The organism is Leuconostoc gelidum subsp. gelidum KCTC 3527 (assembly GCF_000166715.1).
GTDB classification, from domain to species: domain Bacteria; phylum Bacillota; class Bacilli; order Lactobacillales; family Lactobacillaceae; genus Leuconostoc; species Leuconostoc gelidum.
Genome location: NZ_AEMI01000019.1, coordinates 59,927 through 83,537, shown reverse-complemented (window position 1 = coordinate 83,537; position 23,611 = coordinate 59,927). Strand labels below are relative to the sequence as shown.

The 23,611-nt window shown below is 36.4% G+C and carries 24 protein-coding genes; 3 read left to right on the top strand and 21 right to left on the bottom strand.

Features of this window, described 5'->3' with window-relative positions:
• Positions 1–37: 37 nt before the first annotated feature.
• From gndA to EUI_RS0105495, 4 genes are all read right to left on the bottom strand, one after another.
• Entirely contained in the window at positions 38–1,465 is a 1,428-nt protein-coding gene (gene gndA / locus EUI_RS0105510) for an NADP-dependent phosphogluconate dehydrogenase (protein WP_010016667.1), read from the bottom strand.
• Positions 1,466–1,687: 222 nt separating this feature from the next.
• Entirely contained in the window at positions 1,688–2,884 is a 1,197-nt protein-coding gene (locus EUI_RS0105505) for an SAM-dependent methyltransferase (protein WP_010016666.1), read from the bottom strand.
• A gap of 272 nt (positions 2,885–3,156) precedes the next feature.
• A complete protein-coding gene (locus tag EUI_RS0105500) occupies positions 3,157–4,170 on the bottom strand; it encodes an alpha/beta hydrolase (protein ID WP_010016665.1) in 1,014 nt (337 codons plus the stop codon).
• Positions 4,171–4,217: 47 nt separating this feature from the next.
• Positions 4,218–5,162, bottom strand: coding sequence for a DMT family transporter (locus EUI_RS0105495; RefSeq protein ID WP_010016664.1), 945 nt, complete (start codon positions 5,160–5,162; stop codon positions 4,218–4,220).
• 334 nt (positions 5,163–5,496) lie between these two features.
• Between EUI_RS0105495 and EUI_RS0105490 the strand changes: the two genes are divergently transcribed.
• Entirely contained in the window at positions 5,497–5,805 is a 309-nt protein-coding gene (locus EUI_RS0105490) for a thiamine-binding protein (RefSeq protein WP_010016662.1), read from the top strand.
• 375 nt (positions 5,806–6,180) lie between these two features.
• Here EUI_RS0105490 and EUI_RS0105485 read toward each other — a convergent pair whose 3' ends face one another.
• Complete coding sequence (locus EUI_RS0105485; protein ID WP_010016661.1) at positions 6,181–7,527, bottom strand: FAD-dependent oxidoreductase; 1,347 nt, start codon at positions 7,525–7,527, stop codon at positions 6,181–6,183.
• A gap of 96 nt (positions 7,528–7,623) precedes the next feature.
• On the opposite strand from EUI_RS0105485, the gene EUI_RS0105480 reads away from it, so the two are divergent.
• Entirely contained in the window at positions 7,624–8,268 is a 645-nt protein-coding gene (locus EUI_RS0105480) for a Crp/Fnr family transcriptional regulator (RefSeq protein ID WP_010016660.1), read from the top strand.
• A 113-nt stretch (positions 8,269–8,381) separates the two neighbouring features.
• Here EUI_RS0105480 and EUI_RS0105475 read toward each other — a convergent pair whose 3' ends face one another.
• The 16 genes from EUI_RS0105475 to EUI_RS0105400 form a co-directional block, all read right to left on the bottom strand.
• Positions 8,382–9,146 carry a ribonuclease HII gene (locus EUI_RS0105475; RefSeq protein WP_010016659.1) on the bottom strand — a complete coding sequence of 255 codons (765 nt, stop codon included), beginning with the start codon at positions 9,144–9,146 and terminating at the stop codon, positions 8,382–8,384.
• A complete protein-coding gene (ylqF, locus tag EUI_RS0105470) occupies positions 9,139–9,993 on the bottom strand; it encodes a ribosome biogenesis GTPase YlqF (protein ID WP_010016658.1) in 855 nt (284 codons plus the stop codon). Before ylqF ends, EUI_RS0105475 begins: the two co-directional genes overlap by 8 nt.
• 53 nt (positions 9,994–10,046) lie before the next feature.
• Positions 10,047–10,277, bottom strand: a complete 231-nt coding sequence (locus EUI_RS0105465) for a YozE family protein (protein ID WP_010016657.1) — start codon at positions 10,275–10,277, stop codon at positions 10,047–10,049.
• On the bottom strand, positions 10,264–10,875 hold the full coding sequence (locus EUI_RS0105460; RefSeq protein ID WP_010016656.1) for a YpmS family protein: 612 nt from the start codon (positions 10,873–10,875) through the stop codon (positions 10,264–10,266). The genes EUI_RS0105465 and EUI_RS0105460 overlap by 14 nt, the downstream gene beginning before the upstream one ends.
• Positions 10,857–11,783, bottom strand: coding sequence for a GDSL-type esterase/lipase family protein (locus tag EUI_RS0105455; protein ID WP_010016655.1), 927 nt, complete (start codon positions 11,781–11,783; stop codon positions 10,857–10,859). Before EUI_RS0105455 ends, EUI_RS0105460 begins: the two co-directional genes overlap by 19 nt.
• A gap of 132 nt (positions 11,784–11,915) precedes the next feature.
• Positions 11,916–13,151, bottom strand: coding sequence for a peptidase T (pepT, locus tag EUI_RS0105450; protein ID WP_010016654.1), 1,236 nt, complete (start codon positions 13,149–13,151; stop codon positions 11,916–11,918).
• Between the two features lie 104 nt (positions 13,152–13,255).
• Positions 13,256–14,050: a Nif3-like dinuclear metal center hexameric protein gene (locus tag EUI_RS0105445; RefSeq protein ID WP_010016653.1), complete on the bottom strand. Its 795-nt coding sequence runs from the start codon at positions 14,048–14,050 to the stop codon at positions 13,256–13,258.
• Positions 14,047–14,736 carry a tRNA (adenine(22)-N(1))-methyltransferase gene (locus EUI_RS0105440; protein WP_010016651.1) on the bottom strand — a complete coding sequence of 230 codons (690 nt, stop codon included), beginning with the start codon at positions 14,734–14,736 and terminating at the stop codon, positions 14,047–14,049. The genes EUI_RS0105445 and EUI_RS0105440 overlap by 4 nt, the downstream gene beginning before the upstream one ends.
• 108 nt (positions 14,737–14,844) lie before the next feature.
• Positions 14,845–16,029 carry an iron-containing alcohol dehydrogenase gene (locus EUI_RS0105435; protein WP_029508525.1) on the bottom strand — a complete coding sequence of 395 codons (1,185 nt, stop codon included), beginning with the start codon at positions 16,027–16,029 and terminating at the stop codon, positions 14,845–14,847.
• Between the two features lie 37 nt (positions 16,030–16,066).
• Positions 16,067–17,155, bottom strand: a complete 1,089-nt coding sequence (gene menC / locus EUI_RS0105430; RefSeq protein ID WP_010016649.1) for an o-succinylbenzoate synthase — start codon at positions 17,153–17,155, stop codon at positions 16,067–16,069.
• Positions 17,142–17,957 carry a 2-succinyl-6-hydroxy-2,4-cyclohexadiene-1-carboxylate synthase gene (menH, locus tag EUI_RS0105425; RefSeq protein ID WP_010016648.1) on the bottom strand — a complete coding sequence of 272 codons (816 nt, stop codon included), beginning with the start codon at positions 17,955–17,957 and terminating at the stop codon, positions 17,142–17,144. Before menH ends, menC begins: the two co-directional genes overlap by 14 nt.
• On the bottom strand, positions 17,950–19,578 hold the full coding sequence (menD, locus tag EUI_RS0105420; RefSeq protein WP_010016647.1) for a 2-succinyl-5-enolpyruvyl-6-hydroxy-3-cyclohexene-1-carboxylic-acid synthase: 1,629 nt from the start codon (positions 19,576–19,578) through the stop codon (positions 17,950–17,952). The genes menH and menD overlap by 8 nt, the downstream gene beginning before the upstream one ends.
• On the bottom strand, positions 19,568–20,761 hold the full coding sequence (locus EUI_RS0105415) for an isochorismate synthase (protein ID WP_010016646.1): 1,194 nt from the start codon (positions 20,759–20,761) through the stop codon (positions 19,568–19,570). The genes menD and EUI_RS0105415 overlap by 11 nt, the downstream gene beginning before the upstream one ends.
• A gap of 55 nt (positions 20,762–20,816) precedes the next feature.
• Complete coding sequence (locus tag EUI_RS0105410; RefSeq protein ID WP_010016645.1) at positions 20,817–21,320, bottom strand: ECF transporter S component; 504 nt, start codon at positions 21,318–21,320, stop codon at positions 20,817–20,819.
• Positions 21,304–22,119: a bifunctional hydroxymethylpyrimidine kinase/phosphomethylpyrimidine kinase gene (locus tag EUI_RS0105405; RefSeq protein WP_010016643.1), complete on the bottom strand. Its 816-nt coding sequence runs from the start codon at positions 22,117–22,119 to the stop codon at positions 21,304–21,306. The genes EUI_RS0105410 and EUI_RS0105405 overlap by 17 nt, the downstream gene beginning before the upstream one ends.
• 19 nt (positions 22,120–22,138) lie before the next feature.
• A complete protein-coding gene (locus EUI_RS0105400) occupies positions 22,139–22,597 on the bottom strand; it encodes a hypothetical protein (RefSeq protein ID WP_010016642.1) in 459 nt (152 codons plus the stop codon).
• A gap of 102 nt (positions 22,598–22,699) precedes the next feature.
• Here EUI_RS0105400 and EUI_RS0105395 point away from each other — a divergent pair, with 102 nt between their 5' ends.
• Positions 22,700–23,584: a YitT family protein gene (locus EUI_RS0105395; protein WP_010016640.1), complete on the top strand. Its 885-nt coding sequence runs from the start codon at positions 22,700–22,702 to the stop codon at positions 23,582–23,584.
• Positions 23,585–23,611 lie beyond the last annotated feature (27 nt).

Sequence of the window (23,611 nt, the reverse complement as noted above, 5' to 3'; positions counted from 1 at the left end):
AGCGCTTCACGTTTTAAAAGCGCCGTCACATTTTTTATTAAGCTTCATCATACCATGAAAAATGATACATCTCACCTGATGGTTTGTCAGTTCTCTCATAAGTATGTGCGCCAAAGTAATCACGTTGTGCTTGTACCAAGTTTGCTGGCAAAACTTCTGATCGATAGGAATCATAGTAAGCAATAGCAGCTGAGAGTGCTGGCGTAGGTACACCCGCACTAACCGCCATTGCCACGACACGACGTGTGGCAGCTTGATATGACTCGGCAATATTTTTGAAATAAGTATCCAAAAGTAAATTGTGCAAATTATGATTCGTACTGTACGCATCGGTAATTCGTTGTAAGAATTGTGCTCTAATAATCGCCCCTGCACGCCATAATTGTGCTAGTTCACCAAAAGGTAAATTCCAATTATAGTGATTAGAAGCCATGCGTAATTGATCAAATCCTTGTGCATAAGACATAATTTTACCAAAGTATAGTGCCTGGCGAATATCTTCCTTTGCGGCATCAACATCTCCTGTAAATGTGAATTCTGGACCTGACAACACCTTAGAGGCCGCAACACGATCAGATTTCATAGCAGAAATATAACGAGCATAAACAGATTCTGTAATTAATGACTGTGGCGCACCAACAGCCAACGCAGATTGTGAAGACCACTTACCAGTACCTTTATTTCCTGCTCTGTCTAAAATCATATCGACAATTGGTTTATCAGAACCTAAATCATCTTTTCTTGTCAAAATATCAGCTGTAATTTCGATTAGATACGAGTTCAATTCGCCATCATTCCAATGAGCAAAAGTTGATGATAAATTGTTAGAATCCAATTTTAACAGGCGTTTTAAAATATCATATGATTCTGAAATGAGTTGCATGTCGCCATACTCGATACCGTTATGTACCATTTTAACATAGTGACCTGCACCATTAGGGCCAATATAAGTAACTGTCGGTTGATCGTCTTCAGGTGCTCTAGCAGCAATTTTACGTAAAACAGGTGCAACTAGGTCATATGCCTCTCGTTGGCCACCAGGCATCAATGAGGGGCCTTGCAACGCACCAAGTTCTCCTCCTGAAACACCCATTCCAATAAAATTAATACCAGACTGCGCTAATTTTTCAGAACGACGTATTGTATCTTCGAAAAAAGTATTACCGCCATCAATTAACATATCTCCTTTTGTTAGTTGTGGCAATAATTCATCAATCACAGCATCTGTTCCTTTGCCAGCTTTAACCATTAATAAAATACGTCTTGGGGTTTTAATCGCTTGCACAAATGACGCAATTGAATAACTAGGCACAAATTTTTTATCTGCGTGCTTTGTGATCAAATCGTCAGTACGTTCACGTGAGCGATTATATACTGCAACGTTGTAACCACGTGATTCTATATTAAGCGCTAAATTACGCCCCATGACTGCCAAACCAACAACACCAAAATCAGCTTCTAACATTTTTTACCTGCTTTCTGTTTGCAAAAACTGTTCTACCTTATTGTTTATAAAAATGTTTCGACTAAAACAAATAAGACTATAATGTAATCGCTTACAATATAGTCTTATTTAACGTCTATGTCAACCATTAGTTATTATAATCACAATTATGGTACTTTATACAGCACTATAATTCAAGAAAAAATGCTAATAATCACAAGATCATTAGCATTTTTTATTAAATTATTTCACACTGTGTGCAATATCGGCGTTGTAAATGTAAGAACGCGTCATTGGTAATTTTGTCCCCGAAGGGCCTTTTGTAAGCAAATATTGAACAACGTCAATGTTGCCCGATTCAAACGAGGCAGCACATGCTTGTAAATAAAGATCCCACATGCGGTAGAAACGTTCTCCGTACTTTGAAATAACTTCTTCACTCACATGATGAAAGTTTTCAGTCCAAATCTCTAACGTTTTTTGATAGTGACGACGTAATGGTTCCACATCATCTATTTGCATTGATGAATTCATAATGTGACCGATATTTTCAGCAATATTAGGAATGTAACCACCTGGGAAAATATACTTATTAATCCAAGCATCCACACCAGCGCCATCATGTTGTCCAGTAATACCATGAATTAAAGCAGTACCGTTATCAACCAATCGGTTTTTAACTTGCATAAAATATTCTGCCAAGTTTTCTTTACCAACATGTTCAAACATACCAACAGAAGTGACATGATCATAAGTTTGTTCAAGTTCACGATAATCTTTTAGATAAACATGAACGCGATCTTGTAGACCTTCTGCTTCAATTTTGTTGGACACAAAGTCATACTGTTCTTGGCTTAAGGTAACACCTGTGGCCTCTAAATTATATTCTTTGGCTGCAATAAACATTAATGTCCCCCAACCACAACCAATGTCTAACACCGTTTCGCCAGGTTTAGTATGTAATTTATTTAAGATATGACGGACTTTATTCCATTGTGCATCTTCTAATGAATCATCCTCACTAGCAAAATAGGCACAAGAATAAGTCATTGTTGGATCAAGCCACATCTCGTAAAAGTCATTGCCGATATCATAATGACTTTGAACGTCTGCCTTACTAATTTTTTCTGTGTGTGCGTGTTTTGGAATCAATTTAGAAAATTTAGAATTGTTCAAAAAACTTTCCTTTGAACTATATACTGTATTAACTAATTTTTGTAAATCACCTTGAATCTCAATTTTACCATCCATATAGGCTTCACCAAAAGTCAATGAGGCATGTGACATGATATCTTTAATTGGTATAACTTCATGTAAGATGATTTTAGCGATAGGTTCTCCCACACCATAGCTCACCTGTTCACCATCCCAGAATTCAACGTCGATTGGGGCGTTAAAACTAGCTTTAAAAATCTGCTTGTAAATTGTTTTGTCTAACATCTGTTTTTCCCCTTTATACTATATAATGCATTGTAGAAAAACAAATATAAAAAGTCAAATAAAATTCTTGTTTTTAACAATATTTGTTACAAATAAAATGAATATTTAAATAGGACACTGAACATAACAGTCGTTTACCATGTTAAATTAAAATAAAATGACTATCCTAAAAATTTAAAAATAAATCAATAACAGATCACTTAAGGGATCATAAAAATTTAAAACATCGGTTTACTGTTTGTTCGTCGTAAATTATGAATTGTCTAACACACTTATTGATAATGCATCACAAAATGACGTGTCTCATCGTAACATTTTTGAGCCAATGACGTTTGGTAGTTAAACTGATATTCATGTGTCACCTCTTTTTCATCGTGATTGAAAAATAAACTCGTGACAGGTACGTGCAATTGTTGTAACCGCTTTTCAAATGCTAATCCTTGTTCTTGAAAAGAATAAGCATTGCCATCCGTTATGTAGGTTGGCGGAAATTGACTCGTAATTTGTTTAACAAGTGATGCTTGTTGCAGCGTATACGATTTTCGCCAATTTCTGTCCCCCAACTCACTCCATGCAACGGTATTGATAAACCATCTCATGAACAATGATTTTGGTTGTTGCTTAGCTACCTGTTGTAAATCAAGTGGCCCACAATAAGAGATTGTTCCTTTAATTTGACCACTTTCTAATTCAGCAGGCATTGCCATCTCTTTGGCATAACTTGCGTTTGTTTGAATAGTTGCGTATTGCAATGCAATCTGCGCACCCGCTGAATCACCGCCAAACATAATACGTGACAAATTCAATTTTTGTTGGTACATGGGAGTCATTTTCAAAAACTTTATAACATCATTGACTTGCCGCACTTGACTCGGATATACAGCTGATGGTGCAGTTTGGTAATTGATACTAACAACAGCAACATGTGTATCGTTGACTAATTTTGTGGCAAACTCCCGCAGACCTGACTTATCGCCACCAACGTACCCACCACCATGTACCCATATCAAAGTCGTTACTGGTTTTGTCTCCTTTTTGGGTGTGTATATATCTAACGTATTATTTTTGGTTGTTGACTCATAGCGCACATCACTTTTAACCGTCACATTTTTCTTTGCTTGTCCGAACACTTCTTTATCAGTAATTTTTACAGGACCATTAAACATACGTCCGATGACATAGGCGCTGGGCCATGGAGACACAGTAAAAGCTATTGTCACAATGATGATCATGGTGGTTAATAATATGCCAAGCCACTTTAAACACTTTTTTATTTTTTGAAACATACACTTTCCTTCTTTAATAAAATAATTCTTACTGCAAGCATTACGCTTTACCCAAACTTAATCAACACGACACCCATAATCATGAATAAAATACCACCGACTTGCATACGCGTTACTTGCTGTTTTGGTGATTGCCATAAGCCAAACTGTGAGACAACCATTGATCCTAATATAGACCCCGTCAAGCCTAATGTAACAGTCATACCAGCACCAACTTTGGGAACTAAAAATGTTGTTGAAAAGACAAACAAACTGCCCAAAATACCACCAGTGAGCAACCATAATGGTTTATTTTTAAGTGGCATGGCCATGGCCTTGGCTAATAAATGCGGCTCTCTTACCAAAATAAATATTAAAATAATCACAGTGCCAATTATAAATGAAATAACCGCACTAGCTACTGCTGAATCAAGTAAATACCCTAAATGACCGTTGATAGCTTGTTGAATTGCTGATAATGAACCAACAAACACGCCCCAAATACGCCACATATTTAATATTGCTGTTGTTTGCTCTGCACCCGTTGTCGAGACTTTGTTTGCAACTTTTTTATTGGCCAATACAACGGCAATATAAATACCGATAAACAAAATAAATACACCACTTATTTTTATTAAAGATATCGGCACTTGTCTGACACCAAAGAGGCCGAAACTATCAATGATAACACCCATCAAAACTTGTCCCACAATAGGTAAAATGATTGTTTGAATCGCGCCTATTTTTGGAAACATTAGAATATTAGAAGTCAAATAAACGACGCCTATGACGCCGCCAAACCAAATCCACCAAGGATTAGCGGTAGCAGTATAAATCAGGTTTGCAGCGTGTTGCCCACTAACAAAATAAACAACTGCCAAAAATATTGTGCCGATAGTAAAAGAAATAAGGCTCGAAATGAATGGTGATTTTACGGTATCACCCAATCTAGCATTAATCGGACTCTGATTAGCCAAAATAAAGCCAGCAAATAAACCAAGAAAATAAAGCATATTAATAACACTCCAAAATATAGTTAGTTGTCAATGATTGTTCAAACATTAATTACAGTATAAATATTATACTATTTTAGTATAATAAAACAATGGGCTTTTGGCAACTTTTATCATACCGGTCAAAAAAAATTGCAGGAGCATTCACATTGTGATAGAATAACGCGTATAGACGTGTCTAGCTAACATTCAGACTAGATAAGCTAGCTTGTGATGAATACAATAGTTTCTCAAACGTCACAATACCACTATTTGATAGCGTGTTTGGTTACAAAATATATAAGTGCGTTACTCAACTGACTATTTTAAATCAACCGAAAGTAAGGATATTCTAATGTCTCAAATTAATGCAAGTATTGCTGTTCAAGTATTACCTATGACCGCCAACAAATCAGAAATAATTCGTATTGTTGACCATGTAATTGCCTATATCGATCACTCCGGTGTAAATTATCAAGTAGGTGCTTTTGAATCAACTTTGGAAGGTGATTATAACCAACTTATGGACATTTTAAAAGCCCTACCCCTAGTTGCAGCAGAAGTAACAGATATTCCAGTCATGTTATATAGTAAAATCAATATGACGCCGGATGGGGATGTTTTAACGATTGCACAAAAAACAGATAAATATCTTTCAAAATAAAGTCCTGTTTGATCATAGTCCGCCAATTTTGAAACATATCCCAAAAGCAAAAATAAATATTTGTTTGTCTTTTCTAGGTAGCCCGAAGTCGATATTTTATCGGTTTGGTGCTGCCTATTTTCATTTGAATTTATTTGACGCTGTATTGTAATAAATCATCCAATTCAACCTTTAACTTGTTTAAAAAAATTTTCAATATAAGTCTTGGATCGTCTAGGCATGATTGCTGTTATATGTGTTTTATTCATTTTTTAACGCCAAACTCGAAGTTTTGTTTCTTTTGAAATTTTAGTCATAAAAAGTACCCCCAAAGTTAAATTTAATACTTTAACTTTGGGGGTACAGCTCATTTTTGAAAATATTTTTTCCTGTTGCTTAATTTTCTTCTTTATCTAATGCCGCTTGTGCTAGAAGATTTAAATAATTAAATGGTCGATCAAACCAGGGTTGAAATAGCATATCTACAAAAGCTAGCTCAGTTAGGGTCATACGATTTTGAATCGCTACTGACGCCGTATTAGCTGATTGAGAAATATCGTATTTACTTTGCAGTTGAACACCTAAAATTCGTTGGGTCCCCTTCTCCCAAGTAATCGTCATCAATACTGGTTCAGTAGACGACATAAATTCAGGTCGGAAATTATCAGTCATTGTCAAACTATCAGCATCAAGTCCTAATTCTTTTGCGTGAGCCGCAGTCAAACCTGAAGATGCCATATTTAAATCATACAGCTTCAAACCAGAAGTAGATTGCGTGCCCATATATTTAATGGTTGGACTTATCAGATTATAACCAATCAGTGTGCCTTGACGTACCGCATTAGTTGCCAAAGGAATATAGGCATTTTCACCAGTAGGATTATAATGAACAGCGACTGAATCTCCAGCAGCAAAAACATCTGGGTCACTAGTTTGCATATAATCGTTAACAATTAAGGCGCCATTTTGAGTCATTTCAAGTTGATTTTGAAATAGTTGTGTTGTTGGTCGAAACCCAACAGACATGACAACTAAATCAGCTGAAAAATCACCATCATCCGTTTTAATAATAATTGCTTCTTCCGTACTTTCAAATGCTTGTACTGTTTTGCCTGTTTCAACAGCAACTCCGTGACTGGCAAATAATTGCGCTACATTTTTGGTAAATTCGGCATCAAAATAGCGATTCAAAACTGTCGGTTGATTATCAATTAATGTGACTTCGCATCCTTTGACATTAAACGCCTCAACGAGTTCAGTACCAATGTAACCGCCGCCAATAATAACGACGCGTTTGATACTAGCATCATTGGCATAACGTATTAGTTCTTGCGCATGTGTATAGTTTTTCGATAAAACAATCCGTTTATCATCAATTCCTGGAATGGGCGGTACAACTGGCCAGGATCCAGTAGAAGCGACTAATTTATCATAGCTTTCTGTGAACGTTTCATTTGTAACAAGATTTAAAATATCAACTGTTTTATTAGTTGTATCTACGCGTGTTACTTCATGCTTCATGTGAATATTCGCACCCGCTTCTTTTAAAATTGCTGGTGACGAATAGAATAGATCTTCAATATTTTTAACTTCTCCCTGAACTGTTAGTGCAATACCGCAAGAAAGAAAAGAAACATTGTCATTTTTTTCATAAACATCTACTTCAACATCAGAATGGCGTTTTGTTATGGATTTAATTGTGGCCGTGCCAGCATGTGTTGCACCAATAATAATAACTTTCATGTTTTGTCCTCCAAGGGCAGATTACTTTTCTTGATACTTTTATTGTATAATTAATTCACATACAAAAAATTGACTTAGATCAAGAAAGAGTGAAAAATGTCACATTCTGCTTTTGCCTGTATTAAAGCTGCGCCTATCTTTTCCCAACTGCCTGATATGTTGATTGAAGCACTAGTCAAAATATCCATACACCAAAAGCAATATGCTGCTGGCAGTTATATTTATGAACCTGATGACGATTTGTCTGCATTAATTATTGTTGATACTGGAAAAATTGACGTTTTAAATGTTAACGAGAATGGTAAAGAACTGCTTTTATACACGTTACATAGTCATCAAGTTGACGTCGAGTCTTCTTTGTTTACCGATGCACTTCATCATCACTTTGCTCGTGCAAAGACTGATTCAAGTGTTTGCATGATTCGCCGAACAGATTTTCAAAATTTATTACAAGAAAATCCAAAATTATCTTTACATATGTTGAATGTGTATGGTGAACGTTTAACTGAATTAGAACAGCGCCAAATTAGTTTATCATTACAAAGTGCAGATGAACGTTTACTCAAATACCTTCATGAAATTGCTGCAATACAGATGAACAATACATTTGAATTAGCCATAACCAAAAAAGAATTAGCTGTTTCACTACATATTACACCAGAAACATTGAGTCGCTTATTTAAAAAGCTAGTTACAAATGGAACTATTATATTAGATAAACGAAAAATTATCCTACTTTAATTATGATTTATTTGCAATTTAAAACATTAAAAAAAAACATGACATACTCAAAAATCTCCAAGCAAGCTAGTATTTTTTCTAACTTGCTTGGAGATTTTTTGAGTGTTTCATATTTATAGCTGGTCATGCACTGGTTGAAATGATTGGCGATGAATTGGCGTAATCCCTCTTTTTTTAAGGCCATCTAAGTGTTCTTTGGTCCCATAACCAGCGTTATTAGCAAAGCCATAGCCTGGATACATCACACTATACTCTGTCATTAAGCGATCACGTGTCACTTTAGCTATAATACTTGCAGCACCAATTGAATTACTCAACGTATCACCTTTTATCAGTGATTCTTGTGTGATTGGTATATCTAATGACATCGCATCAATTAATAGTACTTCTGGTTCCGGTGCAAGATCTTTTACTGCTTTTGTCATAGCCAATTTGGCTGCTTGATAGATGTTAATATCGTCTATTGTTGCTGCGTCAACGACCCCAACTCCAATTGAGACAGCTTGTTCAATAATGATATGATACAATTCTTCACGTTTTTTTGCTGACAACTGTTTTGAATCAATCACATCAATATTATGAAAATTGGATGGTAGAATAACTGCCGCTGCGATTACCGGACCTGCTAACGGGCCACGACCAACCTCATCAATCCCCGCAATATATGTTATGCCTTGATGCCAATAATGGCGTTCAAAAGAAAAGCGTTCTTGAAACGCTTCTTCTTGCTGACGAAGTTTTGAATAATGCTTATCCCAAGATTTCAGCGCTGTTTGAACACCTAAACGCGAATCGGTTCGCCATTCTAATAAACGAATATCAGATATGTCATCAATTTGTTTCAGTAAAGATTTAATGCTACTAATTGTTTCAGTCATCTGTCGCCACAATTAAATCTAACGTAAAGGTTCCCAGTTTCCCTTTACGTAGATCATTTAATAACCGTTCACTCGCTTTTTCATAATTATCTTTAAAACCAAGTTTATTTGTAATTTCGAGTAATATCTGTACATTTTCTTTATCAAAAATATCTTCTGTTAAATGATATCTCTCAACAATTGATTCAGGTCGATAATTTCTAAAAAATCCAATCAAAAATAACGCCGCATCATCTTTGGCAAAAATTGTGTCTTTAACTGCACCTGTTAATGCTAATTTCATACCAATAACTTGATCTTCAAACTTAGGCCATAAAACACCTGGTGAATCTAATAAATCTAATTTGGTTGGTGTTTTCAACCAAGCAATTTTTTTAGTCACACCAGGACGATCCGCAGTTGGTGCGACGTTTTTCATGACTAAATGATTAAGTAAAGTTGATTTTCCGACATTTGGAATGCCAGTAATCATTGCACGAATAGGTTGATCCTGAATACCACGCGCGATTTGTGCTGCTTTTTTTGATGCCACTGCACGTCGAGCTGCTTTTGTAACCAATTGTGGTGTGCGCGGATCACGTGTATCGAGTACTAAAACAGTATGGCCTTCTGATTCAAAACGTGCTTTCCAGGCTCGAATTTGTTCAGGATCTGCTAAATCTGCCTTTGTCATAATTAACAGGCGTGGTTTTGAACCAATCAGCTTATCAACTTCTGGATTTCGTGAACTTTCTGGAATTCGCGCATCGACGAGTTCAAAAATTACATCAACTAGTTTTAAATTTTCGCGCATTAAGCGAAAAGCTTTAGCCATATGGCCAGGGAACCATTGTATTATTTGTGCCATGAGTATATATGTATACGCTTTCTATCGCGTGAATACATTTCCTATCTTAATATTTATGTGCTTGCAGTATGGTATAGTTCCCATGCCTGATCAAAAGTCGTCATACTCATCAAGTACGTTGTATTTTCTTCCAAGTATTTTGAAATTTCATCAAAATCAGTGCTTTGTTTTGGAAATGTTGAATCTAGAAAAGCGTTATTCGCAAATTGTTGTATTTCGTTAGCTGAAACTGTGTTTCGGTTCGTCATTAACCAACTATAAAATGAACGATTACTTCCTGCCACCGGCGAGACCTCCTTCAAAAATAAAACTATCTGATTTCATATCAATCACTTTCGCTCGAAAAGACATGCCTTGTGTCACCGGTAATTGCGTCATATCAATAAAAATTTGTTTCTTTTTCGGATTAATTTGCACAAACTTTGGTGCATTATAACTCGTTTTAACGTATTGCAGCACCGCACCTATTGGTAATGGTAAGTTGCCAATGGCTAATTTTTGTGCTGTTAAAATAATATTACCATTTTTTGTGATTTCTGGTCGCAACATCATACCAAATTTAAAATTTTCCCCGAGAAATTTTGCGCTGCCATACATCATAATATTATCCTCAACACGGAAAGTGTAGCCATTAACATTAGAATCACTCAAATAATAAGCAACTAGCGCATTAACCTGTTTTTTATTGAGTGATACATCAAATGTTGCATCCGAAGTGGCAATTTTAGACCTATGATCTGTCATTGATACTGGTTGTGCCGCAATACGAAAGAAAAAAATACCAGTTAATAAGATGATACCTAAAAGTGCCCAAAAGGACCAAAACCAAGGTGACTGTTTCCGTTTCAAAAATTGCGGTCTTTTTAGTGTTTTATCAACCATTTTTCCTGTTCCTTTCTCATGACATGATATAACTGTGTTGTCATATAATTATAACCTATACTATTTGGATGGTAGTTATCTGTCTGACTAATCCATGTATTTTTGACATGTGTTTCACCCATCAAAGTTGCTGTCATGGCTTGATCGCTGTTTTGATTTTCAGTCGTTTTTTTAGCAGCTTGTTGGCCCAATGATTGCCGCATTTTTTTTGATCGATATTGACCAAAAGTTAAATCAAACGACCCAACGTAGTAACCATTTTTATCTTGCTTAGCAACATGACTATTAATTGTATTAAATAACTGTACATCTTGGTTCAAATCTTTTCTTTGTGGAAAGTGAACGAATAATGGATTATAATTACCAAAAATAAAAATAGGTGCCTGACGATTGTATGTTCTAATTTCATGGAAAAGTCGTGTTAATTTAGTTTGATAGGTAGCCTGGTCACTGACTACAGCAGCCGTTAAGTCCGTGGGCGTTTTTGCAAATACGTTTTTTAACAATGACTGCTGTAGATCATTCCCCCCAGAAGTCAAAACAATGACATTAGCTTGTTTAACGGCATGTTGAAATTTGGGTTGTGCATTTAAACGTTCCTGAATTTGATCTGATCGATCACCTGCTTTGCCAAAATTTGACATAGTGACAGCAACATTATACTGTGTTTCAATTTTTTTTGCAATGCGTCCAGAATAACCTTGCTCTCCTTTATCATCACCAATACCTTCTGTTAAGGAGTCACCCAATGTAACCAAATTAATACGCTTTACTTTAGCTAATTTCGCTGCTTTCTGTGGTAAAGCAGTTTTAACCGATGGTTGCGTTTGTTTGAGCAAAATAAATGCAACCATTCCCAATGCAGCAACAACAATGAATGCGATTAATATTTTTAAATTTTTTCTCATCGGTTTCCCCTAGAAATATGTATACTCCATTGTATCAAAAATACCGTACCCGCGCTGAACCGCCACTCAAGTCATGAAATTTTGTGCATTAGGATTTAAAAAAGCAACCAACCATGATTGCTCTAACAGTTTTTATTTTGCTAATGCAATAATTTTTAAAATCGTATCGGTGGCCTGTGACATCACAGTCGTAGACACATACTCAAAACGACCATGCATATTCTCACCACCAGCAAACAGATTTGGTGTTGGCAAACCAAGAAAAGTGATCTTTGAACCATCCGTACCACCACGAACAGGTTCGATAATAGGATTAATGTTTAGTGCTAGCATCGCTTCTTTGGCTAATGATACTGATCGCATATCATCCTTTAAAATTTCGCCCATATTATAATACTGATCCTTTAGTGTGATAGTTACACGTTCTTGACCAAATTTCGTGTTGAACTGGTTTACAATATCCAATAATTTTTGCTTGCGGTTGTCGAATTTATCACGGTCATGATCACGTATAATGTAACGTAATTGTGCTGATTCTGGATTGCCTTCAATTGCCATTACATGCCAAAAGCCTTCACGGCCTGTCGTATATTCCGGACGATCAGTTTCAGGTAATTGCGCATGAAAATCAAATGCGACTTGAATAGCATTAACCATGGTATCTTTTGCAGTACCAGGATGAACATTACGTCCCTGTATATCAACTATTGCGCTTGCTGCCGAAAATGTTTCCCATTCCAACTCACCAGCAGGTCCACCATCAACTGTGTAAGCAAAATCAGCACCAAAGGCATTCGTATCAAAATTGTCTGCCCCAATACCAATTTCTTCGTCTGGGCCAAAAGCAAAACGTAAATCCCCATGCAAAATATCTGGATGAGACACGAGATATTTTGCAGCGGTTACTATTTCTGCAACTCCAGCCTTGTCATCAGCCCCAAGTAAAGTCATACCGTCTGTTGTGATCAAAGTGTGGCCAACGTATTTTTTCAAACTTGGAAATTCTGTTGGTTTAAGTATATAACCACTATTCCCCAAGTTTATATTGGATTCACCATCATAATTTTCAATTATTTGTGGTTTAACATTGCTACCATTAAAATCTGCCGTATCAACATGCGCAATAAAACCAATGGTTGGTATTTTTTTGTTGTCAGTATTACTTGCTAACTCAGCAAAAACATAGCCATCTGGCATTATGCGAACATTTGTTAATCCAATAACTTGTAGTTCTTCAGCTAAGTTAGACAAAAAATCGACTTCCTTAGGAGATGAAGGGACTGTTTGTGAATTTTCATCAGATTGTGTGTCAACTGCAACATATTTCAAAAAAAGTTGTGTTAGTTCTGGATACTTTTCATTTTTCATGCGTATCATATGATTTTGAGCTATTGCTATTAACAAACATTAGCAAAATTAAAATCATTTTTCCTTTCAAATTTGGAATTATTGACGTCAAAACGCCATTATTTTTAAAGATAAGTATATGGATCAGTGTTAATACTGGTTGGAAAAACGGTGAGCGTCTTGTCATTTTCAAACCATAATTTTATTTTTTCAGACATATGCTTATTGGCTATGGCTTCCATATGATGATCTGGATCAATGACTACAAAGTCAGCGGCCAAAATATCATGTCCAACATGATAGTATATATCAGCCGTCACGTAAGCATCAGCACCTGCATCCTTAGCGATACGCCAGAACTTACCACCATCGCCACCAAGCACCGCTACTTTTTGAATTGATTGGTTTAAATCATTGGCAATAATTCGAACCGTTTTAACGCCAAACACATCGCGTATTTTTTCAGCATATGCCTGCACAGTCATACTTTTAGTCAGATACCCTATGCGGCCTAGTCCTGTTGTACCATCATCATTTGGTTTTAGTGGTGTAACATTTTGAATGCCAATTGCTTCAGCAAGCCAATCGTTCATACCATCAACTGTACTATCAAGATTAGTATGCGTTGCGTAAACAACAATATTATGTTTGATCAAATCAGCGTACATTTTGTTTTGCGGAATACTTAAATCTAAATTTTTCGCTGGCAAAAACATAACTTCATGATGTGCCCAAATAAAATCGACATGTTGTTCAATGGCTTCTTGGACAACTGCGGGCCTGACGTCAAGCGCCGTCATCACACGATGAATTACTTGATGTGGGTCTCCAATTTGTAAACCAACAGGGTCTCCTGACTCAGCCAGATATTTGGGCGCAAACGCTTCAATTTTTTGAATTAAATCCTGTGCAATAATCATGAAATAACCGCCTGAATTTGATTGTAACGTAATTGCCATTGCCTATACGTATCTGTATCTGATTTACCTGCAGCCTGTAACTGTTTGAATATTAGCGCAATACGTTCACTCTCTTTTTGCCATTTAGCAACAAAAGTTGCCGTTTTTTCTACTCTTAGGTAAGGTCCAAATATTAAATCAAGGTCAGATAACTGTTGTTCTCCAACTACTGCAGCAATAATTTCATAAAAATGACTCTCTTCTTGTACAATTGTCTCATCAATAATTTGATAGTGCTGTGTCGTTAACCACCTCCGAACAATTTGCTCATCTGTATTCGGCTGTAGCACAAGCGTCTTAAAAGTTTTTTCTTGCTGTTTACCCGCATTTAAGATGTTACTAATTAAAATGCCTCCCATACCAGCAATAGTGACCGTATCGACATTGTCCGTATCATTGATTGCTGCTAAACCACTAGCTAGCCTTACATCGGCACGCTCTAGGAGATGACGCTTTTTTAATTCATGATGCGCATTATCTAGCGGCCCTTTAGCTACTTCGCCAACAATGGCATGGCTAATTTTATCATTAAGTAGTAAGTTTACTGGCAGGTAAGCATGATCTGAACCAATATCTGCCAATCGCGCATTTAATGGTACAAAATCAGCAACTGCTTTTAAGCGCGGTGAAAGATGTATGCTATCCATAGTTAAAATCCTTTAATATTTAGTATATCACGATTAGATATTTTATGATTATTTACTCATTATGTGCTAACAAAAAAGCTAGCATTGATTTGCTAACCTGAACACTGCTTACTTGCTGAAATCGTGATCTGTCATTGCTTCTTCAAATAAATGAACCACATCTGCAACTTGTAGTGTCACATATGCTGCATGATTCAAATGACCAACCATTACGGCACTTTCAGCCATGTCTTGGAAATATGTGCCATCGATAATACCAACTTCGGGTAATGTAGTTGGGACTTCAAGAGATTTTATCCAATCAAACGTTTTTTGGATAGCGAGATGAGCAACCTCTTTATCAGTACCAGTTAATTCCCAAACATGACGGCCAAACTGAGCAAATCTTGGTAAGGTTTTATCGGACAACACATGTTTCATCCATCGGGGTGTCATAATTCCTAAGCCAACGCCATGTGTAATATCATAATAAGCTGATAACTCGTGTTCAATAGGATGTACAGTCCAGCCATTTTGATTACCAACATTCGTTAGACCATTTAATGACATTGTTGCGGTCCACATTAATGATGCACGTGCATCATAATTATCAGGTTCTGCTAAGGCAATCGGTGCATTTTTAATAACTGCTCGATATAATCCTTCCATAATACCTGATGTCACATCATTGGCGCCATTATCGAAATATTGCTCTGTCAAATGACTAAAAATATCAATTGATCCGGCAGCTGTTTGCCACTTTGAAACCGAGTATGTCAATTGTGGATCCAAAAATGACACTGCCGGTGTTTTAGGACCATATGTTCCTAATTTTTGATGTGTATCTGGGTTAGAAATCACTGATCCAGTATTCATTTCTGTCCCTGTCGCTGATAATGTCAGAATATCAACTAATGGTAATTGTTCAATTGTTTGACGTTTTGCTGCATCTGTTACTAACTCCCATGGATCTGCATCATAAAATTTAGAAGAAGCAATCACTTTAGCAGCATCAATTACTGATCCACCACCAACAGCCAAGATAACATCAATATCATGATTTTTTACCAGCGCTTGGCCCTCACGTACGGAACTGATTTTAGGATTAGGTGAGATGTCTGACAGTTCAACGACGTTCATGCCAGACAATAAGCCAATAACACGATCGTAAAGACCTGATTTTTTAATTGAACCACTGCCAAAGACCAATAAAACATTATTGCCAAATTGTGCGACAGCATCATGCAGTTCAGCTTCTAAGCGATCTTTTCCAAAACGAATAGACGTTTTGTTTTGAAATTTAAAATTATTCATCATGATTATATGCCATTCCTTTCCAATTATAAGTCTATTATAACACGTCAAAAGAGTCATCTAAAGTCACGCCAAGACCATTCTGGGTTGGCACAGTCATTAATCCTTCTGTTATTTCGAATGTTTCAACTGTAATATCATGCTCAAAATAATGACTACTTTCAGAAATATCTCCCGCAAAAGTAATGTTTGGCAGACTAGCCATTGCCAAATCAACAGCTCGGCCTAAATTACTACTCAACATGCCACCTATCCAAGGTTTAATGCCAGCACGACTAGCAAGTTGAATTGCTTTCAATGCTGCAGTAATGCCGCCTATTTTGGCTTGTTTAATGGTGATCGCTTTGGCAGCATGCAACGCAATCATTGTATTGATATCATCTAAGCTATTAATGCTTTCATCTAAACTTAAAAAATGTGGTGTATTTTTTTGAAGAAAAGCATGATTAACAAAATCGTTTTCAGAAAAGGGTTGTTCAATAAAAGCAACATTTTCAGGTAGTTGATTAAAAAATTCTGCTGTCTGTGCACTAAAGCTACTATTAGCATCCAATGAAAATTGTTGATTGGGAAATTGATTTAATCGCGCAATTAATTTCTGTTTATCTAACGATTGTGCGTCAATCTTCATTTTGATACGTTGATACCCCTTATCAATAGCCCGTTTAATATCACTGATATCAGCATTTAAATCGAGTACAGTCCCTACCGGCACACGTTGCCTTGTGCCACCAATCATTTGTGCCAAAGATCGATTTGTTAGTTTACCTACGGCATCCCAAGCCGCCATTTCAACACCAGCCTTTGCAAAAGAACCAAACGGCGTCAAACGTTCCAGCTTTTCAGCAAATTTTTGTGGTGATTCAAACGTTGCGTTTTGGATCACTGGATTAATCATAGTATTCACAATTTCTCGACTAGCCGATTGGTTTTCAAGCGTATAACTAAAGTCAGCAAAAGATTGTATTTCACCTAACCCAATTGTTTTTTTACCGGTAGCACTGTGACTAACTGTCAGTTTAACTAGTGTCAATGGACGGTTTTTAGTGGTACTATGCGCGGTTTTAAAAGTTTGCTTTAATCTTAAAGAAATGGGTATCATTTCCAATGCTTCAATACGATACATTTTTCAATACCTCAATGACTTGATTTGGTTGCTCCACATGCATATTATGGCCAGCATTTTTAATCACATGCTTTTGTCCATTGGGCAAAAGCATCATCATGTCATCTGCGATTTGATTGAATTTTTGATCAAACTCACCAACAAGCAATATGGTTGGTAATTTTAATTGTGCTAGCTTGGGCCAAAAATTGACCTGTACCCCTGTTCCCATATAGTTTAAAGAATTAGCAACATTTTGCGGTTGCTGTGCTAAACGTTGTGCCCTAATGACCTGACGTTGTGTTGCTGTCAATTTTTTTTGTGTTGCAAACAATGGTAATTTTTCCCAGTTTAAAACAAATTCATGAAAATCTGTCAGTATTTGTTTTGCTTTTTCAGTATCTGCTGCACGACGTTTTTTACGATTTAAGGCTGAATTAAGACCAGCTGATGCACTTTCAAGAAATAACTGATCAACCAATTCATTGTGAGAAAATGCGAATCCAAGTGCCAATCTACCACCCATTGAGTAACCTAACAAATTAATATTGGACCAATGATAGGTTTGTAAAATCATTTGAATATCAGCAATTTGTGCTGCCATTTCAAAACGTGTTGGATCATCGACTATATTTGCGCTTTCACCAAATCCTAGCAAATCAAAAGTCATTACCTCACCTGGTAACTCATCAATCAACGCATCAAAATCATGATGTGTTCCCATAAACCCATGAAGTAACACCCACTTTGTTGCCGTCTCATCATTTATTTGATGGAAAACATGATATGAATAACCTGCTACAGTAACAATTTTTCTATTCATGCTGTACACCACCCATTAACTGCTGATGTGCTTTAACATTATTCGAGCGATTACTTTCAAATTCAATCAATCTTGTTCCAGTAACAGGGATTTTAATCACCCGTTCTAATTCATCAGCCATTTTTATTTTCACATACGCTAATTCATATAAGTCGGCAATTTTTGATACATTTAAATTAAGTGGTGTCCCAAATAACATATCAAAATAGGGCTCTGCCGTTGCCTGTGGTAAAAAAGAAAAGATAGCACCACCGTTATTATTGATCACAATGATATCAATTGGTAGATGATATTGCCGCGCCATCATGAGACCATTCATATCATGAAATAACGTTAAATCACCAGTTAACAATACACTACGTTTTTGTGAAGTGCTGCTCATTCCTAAGGCAGTCGAGATAATACCATCAATACCATTTGCACCACGATTGGCATAAATATTTTGTGTTGTTTGTCCAGTAAAGACATCATCCATATCACGAATGGCCATACTATTAGCAACAAAAACAGCTGTTTGATCTGGTAACACACGATCTAAGACATTTGCAATACTTGCCTCCCCAGTAATGTATCGCTTTTTTTGATTCAAATCTTGCCATCGCTGATAAAATTCAGCATTATTATCGACAGATATTTGTGATAAAAATGAAGTTGGTGTTAGTTGCAAGACACGTGATACATGTCTTGAGTGATCAGCTAACGTATTTTCACCAACAAACCAAACTGGTATATTTTCTGATTTTAACCATTCCAATATACGAGCCGAAACCGGTGTTGCACCAAATCGAATCACAAGATCCGGTTGATAAGCTGACGTCAAAATATTGGCCTTAATCAGCGCATCAATACCATAAATGGTTGTTTTTTGTCGCGTACGGCTTAACACATCAGCAATAACTGGTACATGATATTTTTTTGAAAAATTTAGCAGTTCAGACTGATAGTCAGCGCCTTCATTTGGACCTGCAATAATAACTACTCGTGATTCAGAAAGCTTCATTGGAGACATACTATCATCTATCGCATCAAATTTTAGGAGTGGCACAATAATTGCGGTTGGTTCATTTAATTGTGGCATTAATGGTTTACGTAGTGGTAAATTGATCTGCAGTGGCCCCCTAGGTGACATCACTATCTCATGAACTAACTTTTGTGTCATGAAATCAATATATGATGTCACATCTGGTTGTTCATCCTGCAAAGTAAATACTACAAATTTTTTTGTTAATGCACCAAATATTTGATGTTGTGGTATTGTTTGCGGTGCACCATTATCTTGCAATTCTACCGGTCTATCTGTCGATAAAACAATAAGTGGAATATGTGAAATATGAGCTTCAGCAACGGCCGAGGTATACTCAGTAATTGCTGTGCCAGAGGTTCCTAAAAGTGCCACTGGTTCAAGCAATTTTTTAGCAATACCTAACGCAAAGAAGCCAGCCGAACGTTCATCTACATCAATATATAGTTTAATGTTTTTATTTTGCCGTGCATATTCTGCTAATAATAATGCCACTGGTGTTGTGCGGGATCCTGGTGACACAACAAAATGCCGAACACCACTTTGATAAAGTGCGTGCAATAGATGCTTCGTATTTTTAGTAAGCGAATTAATTGTCATTGACATCACCTTTCAGTAATTGTCGCATTGGTTCTAATTTTAAATTAGTTTCTTGGTATTCTTGTGTCGCATTAGAATCAGAAACAATACCTGCACCAGCAAATAAAGTTGCCGTATGCGCTACTTGATTGATATACATTGATCTAATACCTACAACAAACTCACCACTATTATTTGACGTATAATAGCCAATAGGTGCTGCAAATAAGCCACGTGGCAATCTTTCATGCACTTTAATGTAGTGCAGCGCCTCTTCTTGTGGTACACCACCAAGTGCTGGCGTCGGATGTAAGGCATTAACAACATCAAGTACTGTGTACTCTTTAATTAAATTGGCACTAATTGGTGTATACAGATGCTGTAATTGCCTGTTTTGTAATAAAATTGGTTGAGATGGTAAATATAAGTTTGTTGTCATATTTTGTAGTTTTTGATAAATGTTATTGACAACATATCGGTGCTCTTGTTGATTTTTATGACTATTTAGTAATGCATCACCAAGCAATTTATCTTCAGTTTGTGTATTTCCTCTACGGATTGTGCCAGCAACTGCTGCTGTTTTAACCTGCCCATCAGTCACCTTAACTAAACGTTCTGGTGTTGCCGAAACAAACATTTCCTGCTGATATTTTAAAATAACGTGATACGTATTTTTTTGTGTGATTAACGCATGAACAAGCGCTGAGGCCAATAATGTATCTGAAAGTGCATACTGATGTTGTCGTCCCAAAACGACTTTCTTGAGCTTGTCATTACTAATTATCGTATTAATTAACTTTTGTGTCCGTAATGTCCAATCTAATTCACTCGTGATAACATGGCTAGCAACTTTTGATATAGGTATGACCTTGAATTTTGTTAACCATTCGTTAAAATTATCGACAGTATCAGATTCAAAAATAATGATATTTCGAGTAATTTTTACAAAAATTAGTGGTATAAACCAAATGCCATTCATCAATTTAGAACTTTGCACGACTTGTTCATCAAAAGGATAACCACCAAATATAATATTACCATTTAATTTATTTGGCACATCAGCCTCTTGCTGTGATCCGAAACCAAATAATTCTTCTTGATCAGCCACGGTTTTAAAATAAGCCGCAATATTAAAAAAGTCTAATGCACGATAGAGTTGCGCTCTATCGCTATCACGTAAATCACGTGAAAAATGATACTTCATGAAATACACCTCATAACATGAAAAAGCAACAGACAAAAACCTGTCGCCTCTACTTTTAGTTTTTAAAATTAATTTGTGGTAACTGTTTAAATACTGGGATTAAAACGAGTGCAATAATCAAACCCATAACTGCCTGTGCAACGTTACCAACAATTGATGCTAAGCCAGCCGTCCAATTATATAAAAATGTGCCAGCTAACAGATAACCAATAATCATAATTAATGAACCAATTACTAAACCAATAATTTGACTAGGTAATTTTTTTTGATAACCAAAATAACCAACAACTAAACCTTCCATACCATGGATAACCAACGAAAAAATCATCCATTGTGGATAGCCAGCCAACAAATCCAATAGCAAACCACTGAGTCCACCAACAATTAAGCCATTACGTGAACCACCAAGTATTGCAGTCAGAAATATGCCAGCTTCAACTAAATTGACGAAACCATTTGTTGCTGGTACTGGAATTCTAACAATATATGACAGTGAAACATTCAGTGCAATCATCACTGCTAACATAGTCATTTGCTTTGTATTAAATTTTTGTTTCATGATTCTTTCTCCGTGCACCCTGCCATACGTTACCATCACTGAATTTTGAATTTAATGTCACCCCATTTTGAATGCCCTGCCAAACAAAATCTTTCGCATCCTTAAGCGCATGAACCACATTAAATGAATGCCCTAAATTAGCAGCAAGACTTGCAGATAAAGTACAGCCTGCACCGTTGTGATACAATTCAGATGTGTGTATCTTATCTTGCTGATATATGTAAAATTCTTTACGATCAAATAATATATCAATTGCTTGGTTACCAGGAATTTTAGAACCACCCTTAACAACAATGTTTTTGCAACCATAATGAGCAATAGCAGCTGCCACATGTTTCATATCATTAACACTTTCAATTCGCTGGTTCGCTAAAATTTGTGCCTCATTTAGATTTGGCGTGACAATAGTAGCTAGCGGTAATAGCTGCGTTTTTAACGTGTCTGCAATATTTTTAACGTTAACCTGATCTGTTTCTTTAAACACCATCACTGGGTCAACCACAATTGGTACATTAATTTGTGATAAATAGCTGGTTACAAGGGTTATAATCTCGGGTGTAGGAAGTAGACCGACCTTGACTGCTACAATATCATCCAATGCTAATGCCGATTTCAATTGTGCTTCAATAATTTTAAGGTCAACTGGATATATTTTAAAATCCGTTGGTGTGATCGTGACAATTGCCGTGATCACACTCAATCCAAAATACTCATAGTTGGCAAAAGTTGCTAAATCAGCCTGAATACCCCCACCAGCAAGAGAATCAGAACCGGCGATCGTTAAAATTTTATGTGGCATATGATACTCTCTTACTATTTTATTTTTCAGATGCAACAAAACTAATATTGTGTCCATCATCTGTCACTGAAGTAACAACAGCATCGTCACCACCAGATGTAATGGACCATGAATAATAGCGGCCATGGGATTTGGCCCAATTTATTGCTTCTGTGATGCTTTTTCCTTTCAAATGAGCTGAATCTTTATCAGAGCTACTAGAAGAAGACGAGCTAGATGACCGTGAGGCATCAGTAGCGTGACTAGTGCTGTTCTCACCACTAGATTCTTTCACATTTGAATCAATTGTTTCGTTAATTGTACTACTATTCGCGGTACTTTGTGTTATTGGTTCTGACGTTTTTGGTGACGACGAGTAACCAATATAGATAAACACACCTAATCCAATAATAACTATCCCTGCCATTAAAATAAAAAAATTACGTATGTTATGCGTTGATTTCTGAAATTTAGGACGTTTATAATCATTATTTGCCATATGCACCTCTCAATTTAACCTATTATACCAAATTTACAGACGTCCCTGCCAATAGATTTTATGATAAAATGAAATCAATGTATGTGAGGAGAAAAATTGTCTATGGACAATACAAATTTAGCACGTATTTCAATAAAAGATATCATCATGATTACGATTGGCACAGGTTTTTATGGTTGGAGTTTAATTAATATTAATATCACCAATCAATTAGCTGAAGGTGGATTATCGGGTATTACGCTGATCTTGCTTGCATTATTTAACTGGAATCCTGCGTATACCAACTTGATTCTAAACATTCCTTTACTGATTATTGGTTACCGTGTTCTTGGCCGACGGTCTTTAATCTATACAATTTGGGGAATTATTTCATTATCATTTTGGCTCTATGTCTGGCAAAAATTTCCAATGCCTCCAGCACTTCACCACGACATGCTAATTGCCGGTCTCTTGGCTGGCATTATGTCAGGCATTGGTCTTGGTGTTGTGTTTAGATTTGGTGGCACCTCTGGTGGTACGGATGTGATTGCACGCATTATGGAACAAAAATTAGGTATCCAAATTGGCCGTACTATGTTTGCCTTAGATGTTGTTGTACTATTGATGTCTTTAATTTATATTGACGTGATCCACATGATGTACACTTTAATTGCCTCCTTTGTATTTGCACAAGTCGTTGGTTTAACGCAACAAGGCGCCTATACTGCCAGATCATTTATGATTTTTACGGATTATCCTGAAGAAATATCACATGCAATTATGCATGAGTTGGAACGCGGTACAAGTTTCTTAAAATCTGAAGGTGGCTACTCACATCGCGATCAGCGAGTTGTTTATGCTGTGGTTGATCCATCCGAGGTCAGCACGGTACAACATATTATTCAAGAAATCGACCCTAAAGCGTTTGTCTCTATATTTACCGCACAAGAACAATTAGGTGAAGGGTTTTCTTATCTGCGCCCCAAGAAAAAATTTATTTTCTTCTAAAAAAGTCTTCACTAGCAGTGGCTAGTG

Excerpts from the sequence above, each read along its gene's own strand:
- menD (WP_010016647.1), bottom strand. The coding sequence starts at position 19,578 with ATGACAATTAATTCGCTTACTAAAAATACGAAGCATCTATTGCACGCA.
- EUI_RS0105440 (WP_010016651.1), bottom strand. The coding sequence starts at position 14,736 with ATGGATAGCATACATCTTTCACCGCGCTTAAAAGCAGTTGCTGATTTT.
- EUI_RS0105495 (WP_010016664.1), bottom strand. The coding sequence starts at position 5,162 with ATGCTTTATTTTCTTGGTTTATTTGCTGGCTTTATTTTGGCTAATCAG.
- EUI_RS0105405 (WP_010016643.1), bottom strand. The coding sequence starts at position 22,119 with ATGCCACATAAAATTTTAACGATCGCCGGTTCTGATTCTCTTGCTGGT.
- EUI_RS0105480 (WP_010016660.1), top strand. The coding sequence starts at position 7,624 with ATGTCACATTCTGCTTTTGCCTGTATTAAAGCTGCGCCTATCTTTTCC.
- menC (WP_010016649.1), bottom strand. The coding sequence starts at position 17,155 with ATGTATCGTATTGAAGCATTGGAAATGATACCCATTTCTTTAAGATTA.
- ylqF (WP_010016658.1), bottom strand. The coding sequence starts at position 9,993 with ATGGCACAAATAATACAATGGTTCCCTGGCCATATGGCTAAAGCTTTT.
- EUI_RS0105490 (WP_010016662.1), top strand. The coding sequence starts at position 5,497 with ATGTCTCAAATTAATGCAAGTATTGCTGTTCAAGTATTACCTATGACC.
- EUI_RS0105395 (WP_010016640.1), top strand. The coding sequence starts at position 22,700 with ATGGACAATACAAATTTAGCACGTATTTCAATAAAAGATATCATCATG.
- EUI_RS0105505 (WP_010016666.1), bottom strand. The coding sequence starts at position 2,884 with ATGTTAGACAAAACAATTTACAAGCAGATTTTTAAAGCTAGTTTTAAC.
- EUI_RS0105485 (WP_010016661.1), bottom strand. The coding sequence starts at position 7,527 with ATGAAAGTTATTATTATTGGTGCAACACATGCTGGCACGGCCACAATT.
- EUI_RS0105410 (WP_010016645.1), bottom strand. The coding sequence starts at position 21,320 with ATGAAACAAAAATTTAATACAAAGCAAATGACTATGTTAGCAGTGATG.
- menH (WP_010016648.1), bottom strand. The coding sequence starts at position 17,957 with ATGAATAGAAAAATTGTTACTGTAGCAGGTTATTCATATCATGTTTTC.
- EUI_RS0105435 (WP_029508525.1), bottom strand. The coding sequence starts at position 16,029 with ATGAATAATTTTAAATTTCAAAACAAAACGTCTATTCGTTTTGGAAAA.
- EUI_RS0105475 (WP_010016659.1), bottom strand. The coding sequence starts at position 9,146 with ATGACTGAAACAATTAGTAGCATTAAATCTTTACTGAAACAAATTGAT.
- EUI_RS0105500 (WP_010016665.1), bottom strand. The coding sequence starts at position 4,170 with ATGTTTCAAAAAATAAAAAAGTGTTTAAAGTGGCTTGGCATATTATTA.
- EUI_RS0105460 (WP_010016656.1), bottom strand. The coding sequence starts at position 10,875 with ATGGTTGATAAAACACTAAAAAGACCGCAATTTTTGAAACGGAAACAG.
- pepT (WP_010016654.1), bottom strand. The coding sequence starts at position 13,151 with ATGAAAAATGAAAAGTATCCAGAACTAACACAACTTTTTTTGAAATAT.
- EUI_RS0105415 (WP_010016646.1), bottom strand. The coding sequence starts at position 20,761 with ATGAAGTATCATTTTTCACGTGATTTACGTGATAGCGATAGAGCGCAA.
- EUI_RS0105400 (WP_010016642.1), bottom strand. The coding sequence starts at position 22,597 with ATGGCAAATAATGATTATAAACGTCCTAAATTTCAGAAATCAACGCAT.
- EUI_RS0105455 (WP_010016655.1), bottom strand. The coding sequence starts at position 11,783 with ATGAGAAAAAATTTAAAAATATTAATCGCATTCATTGTTGTTGCTGCA.
- gndA (WP_010016667.1), bottom strand. The coding sequence starts at position 1,465 with ATGTTAGAAGCTGATTTTGGTGTTGTTGGTTTGGCAGTCATGGGGCGT.
- EUI_RS0105445 (WP_010016653.1), bottom strand. The coding sequence starts at position 14,050 with ATGATTATTGCACAGGATTTAATTCAAAAAATTGAAGCGTTTGCGCCC.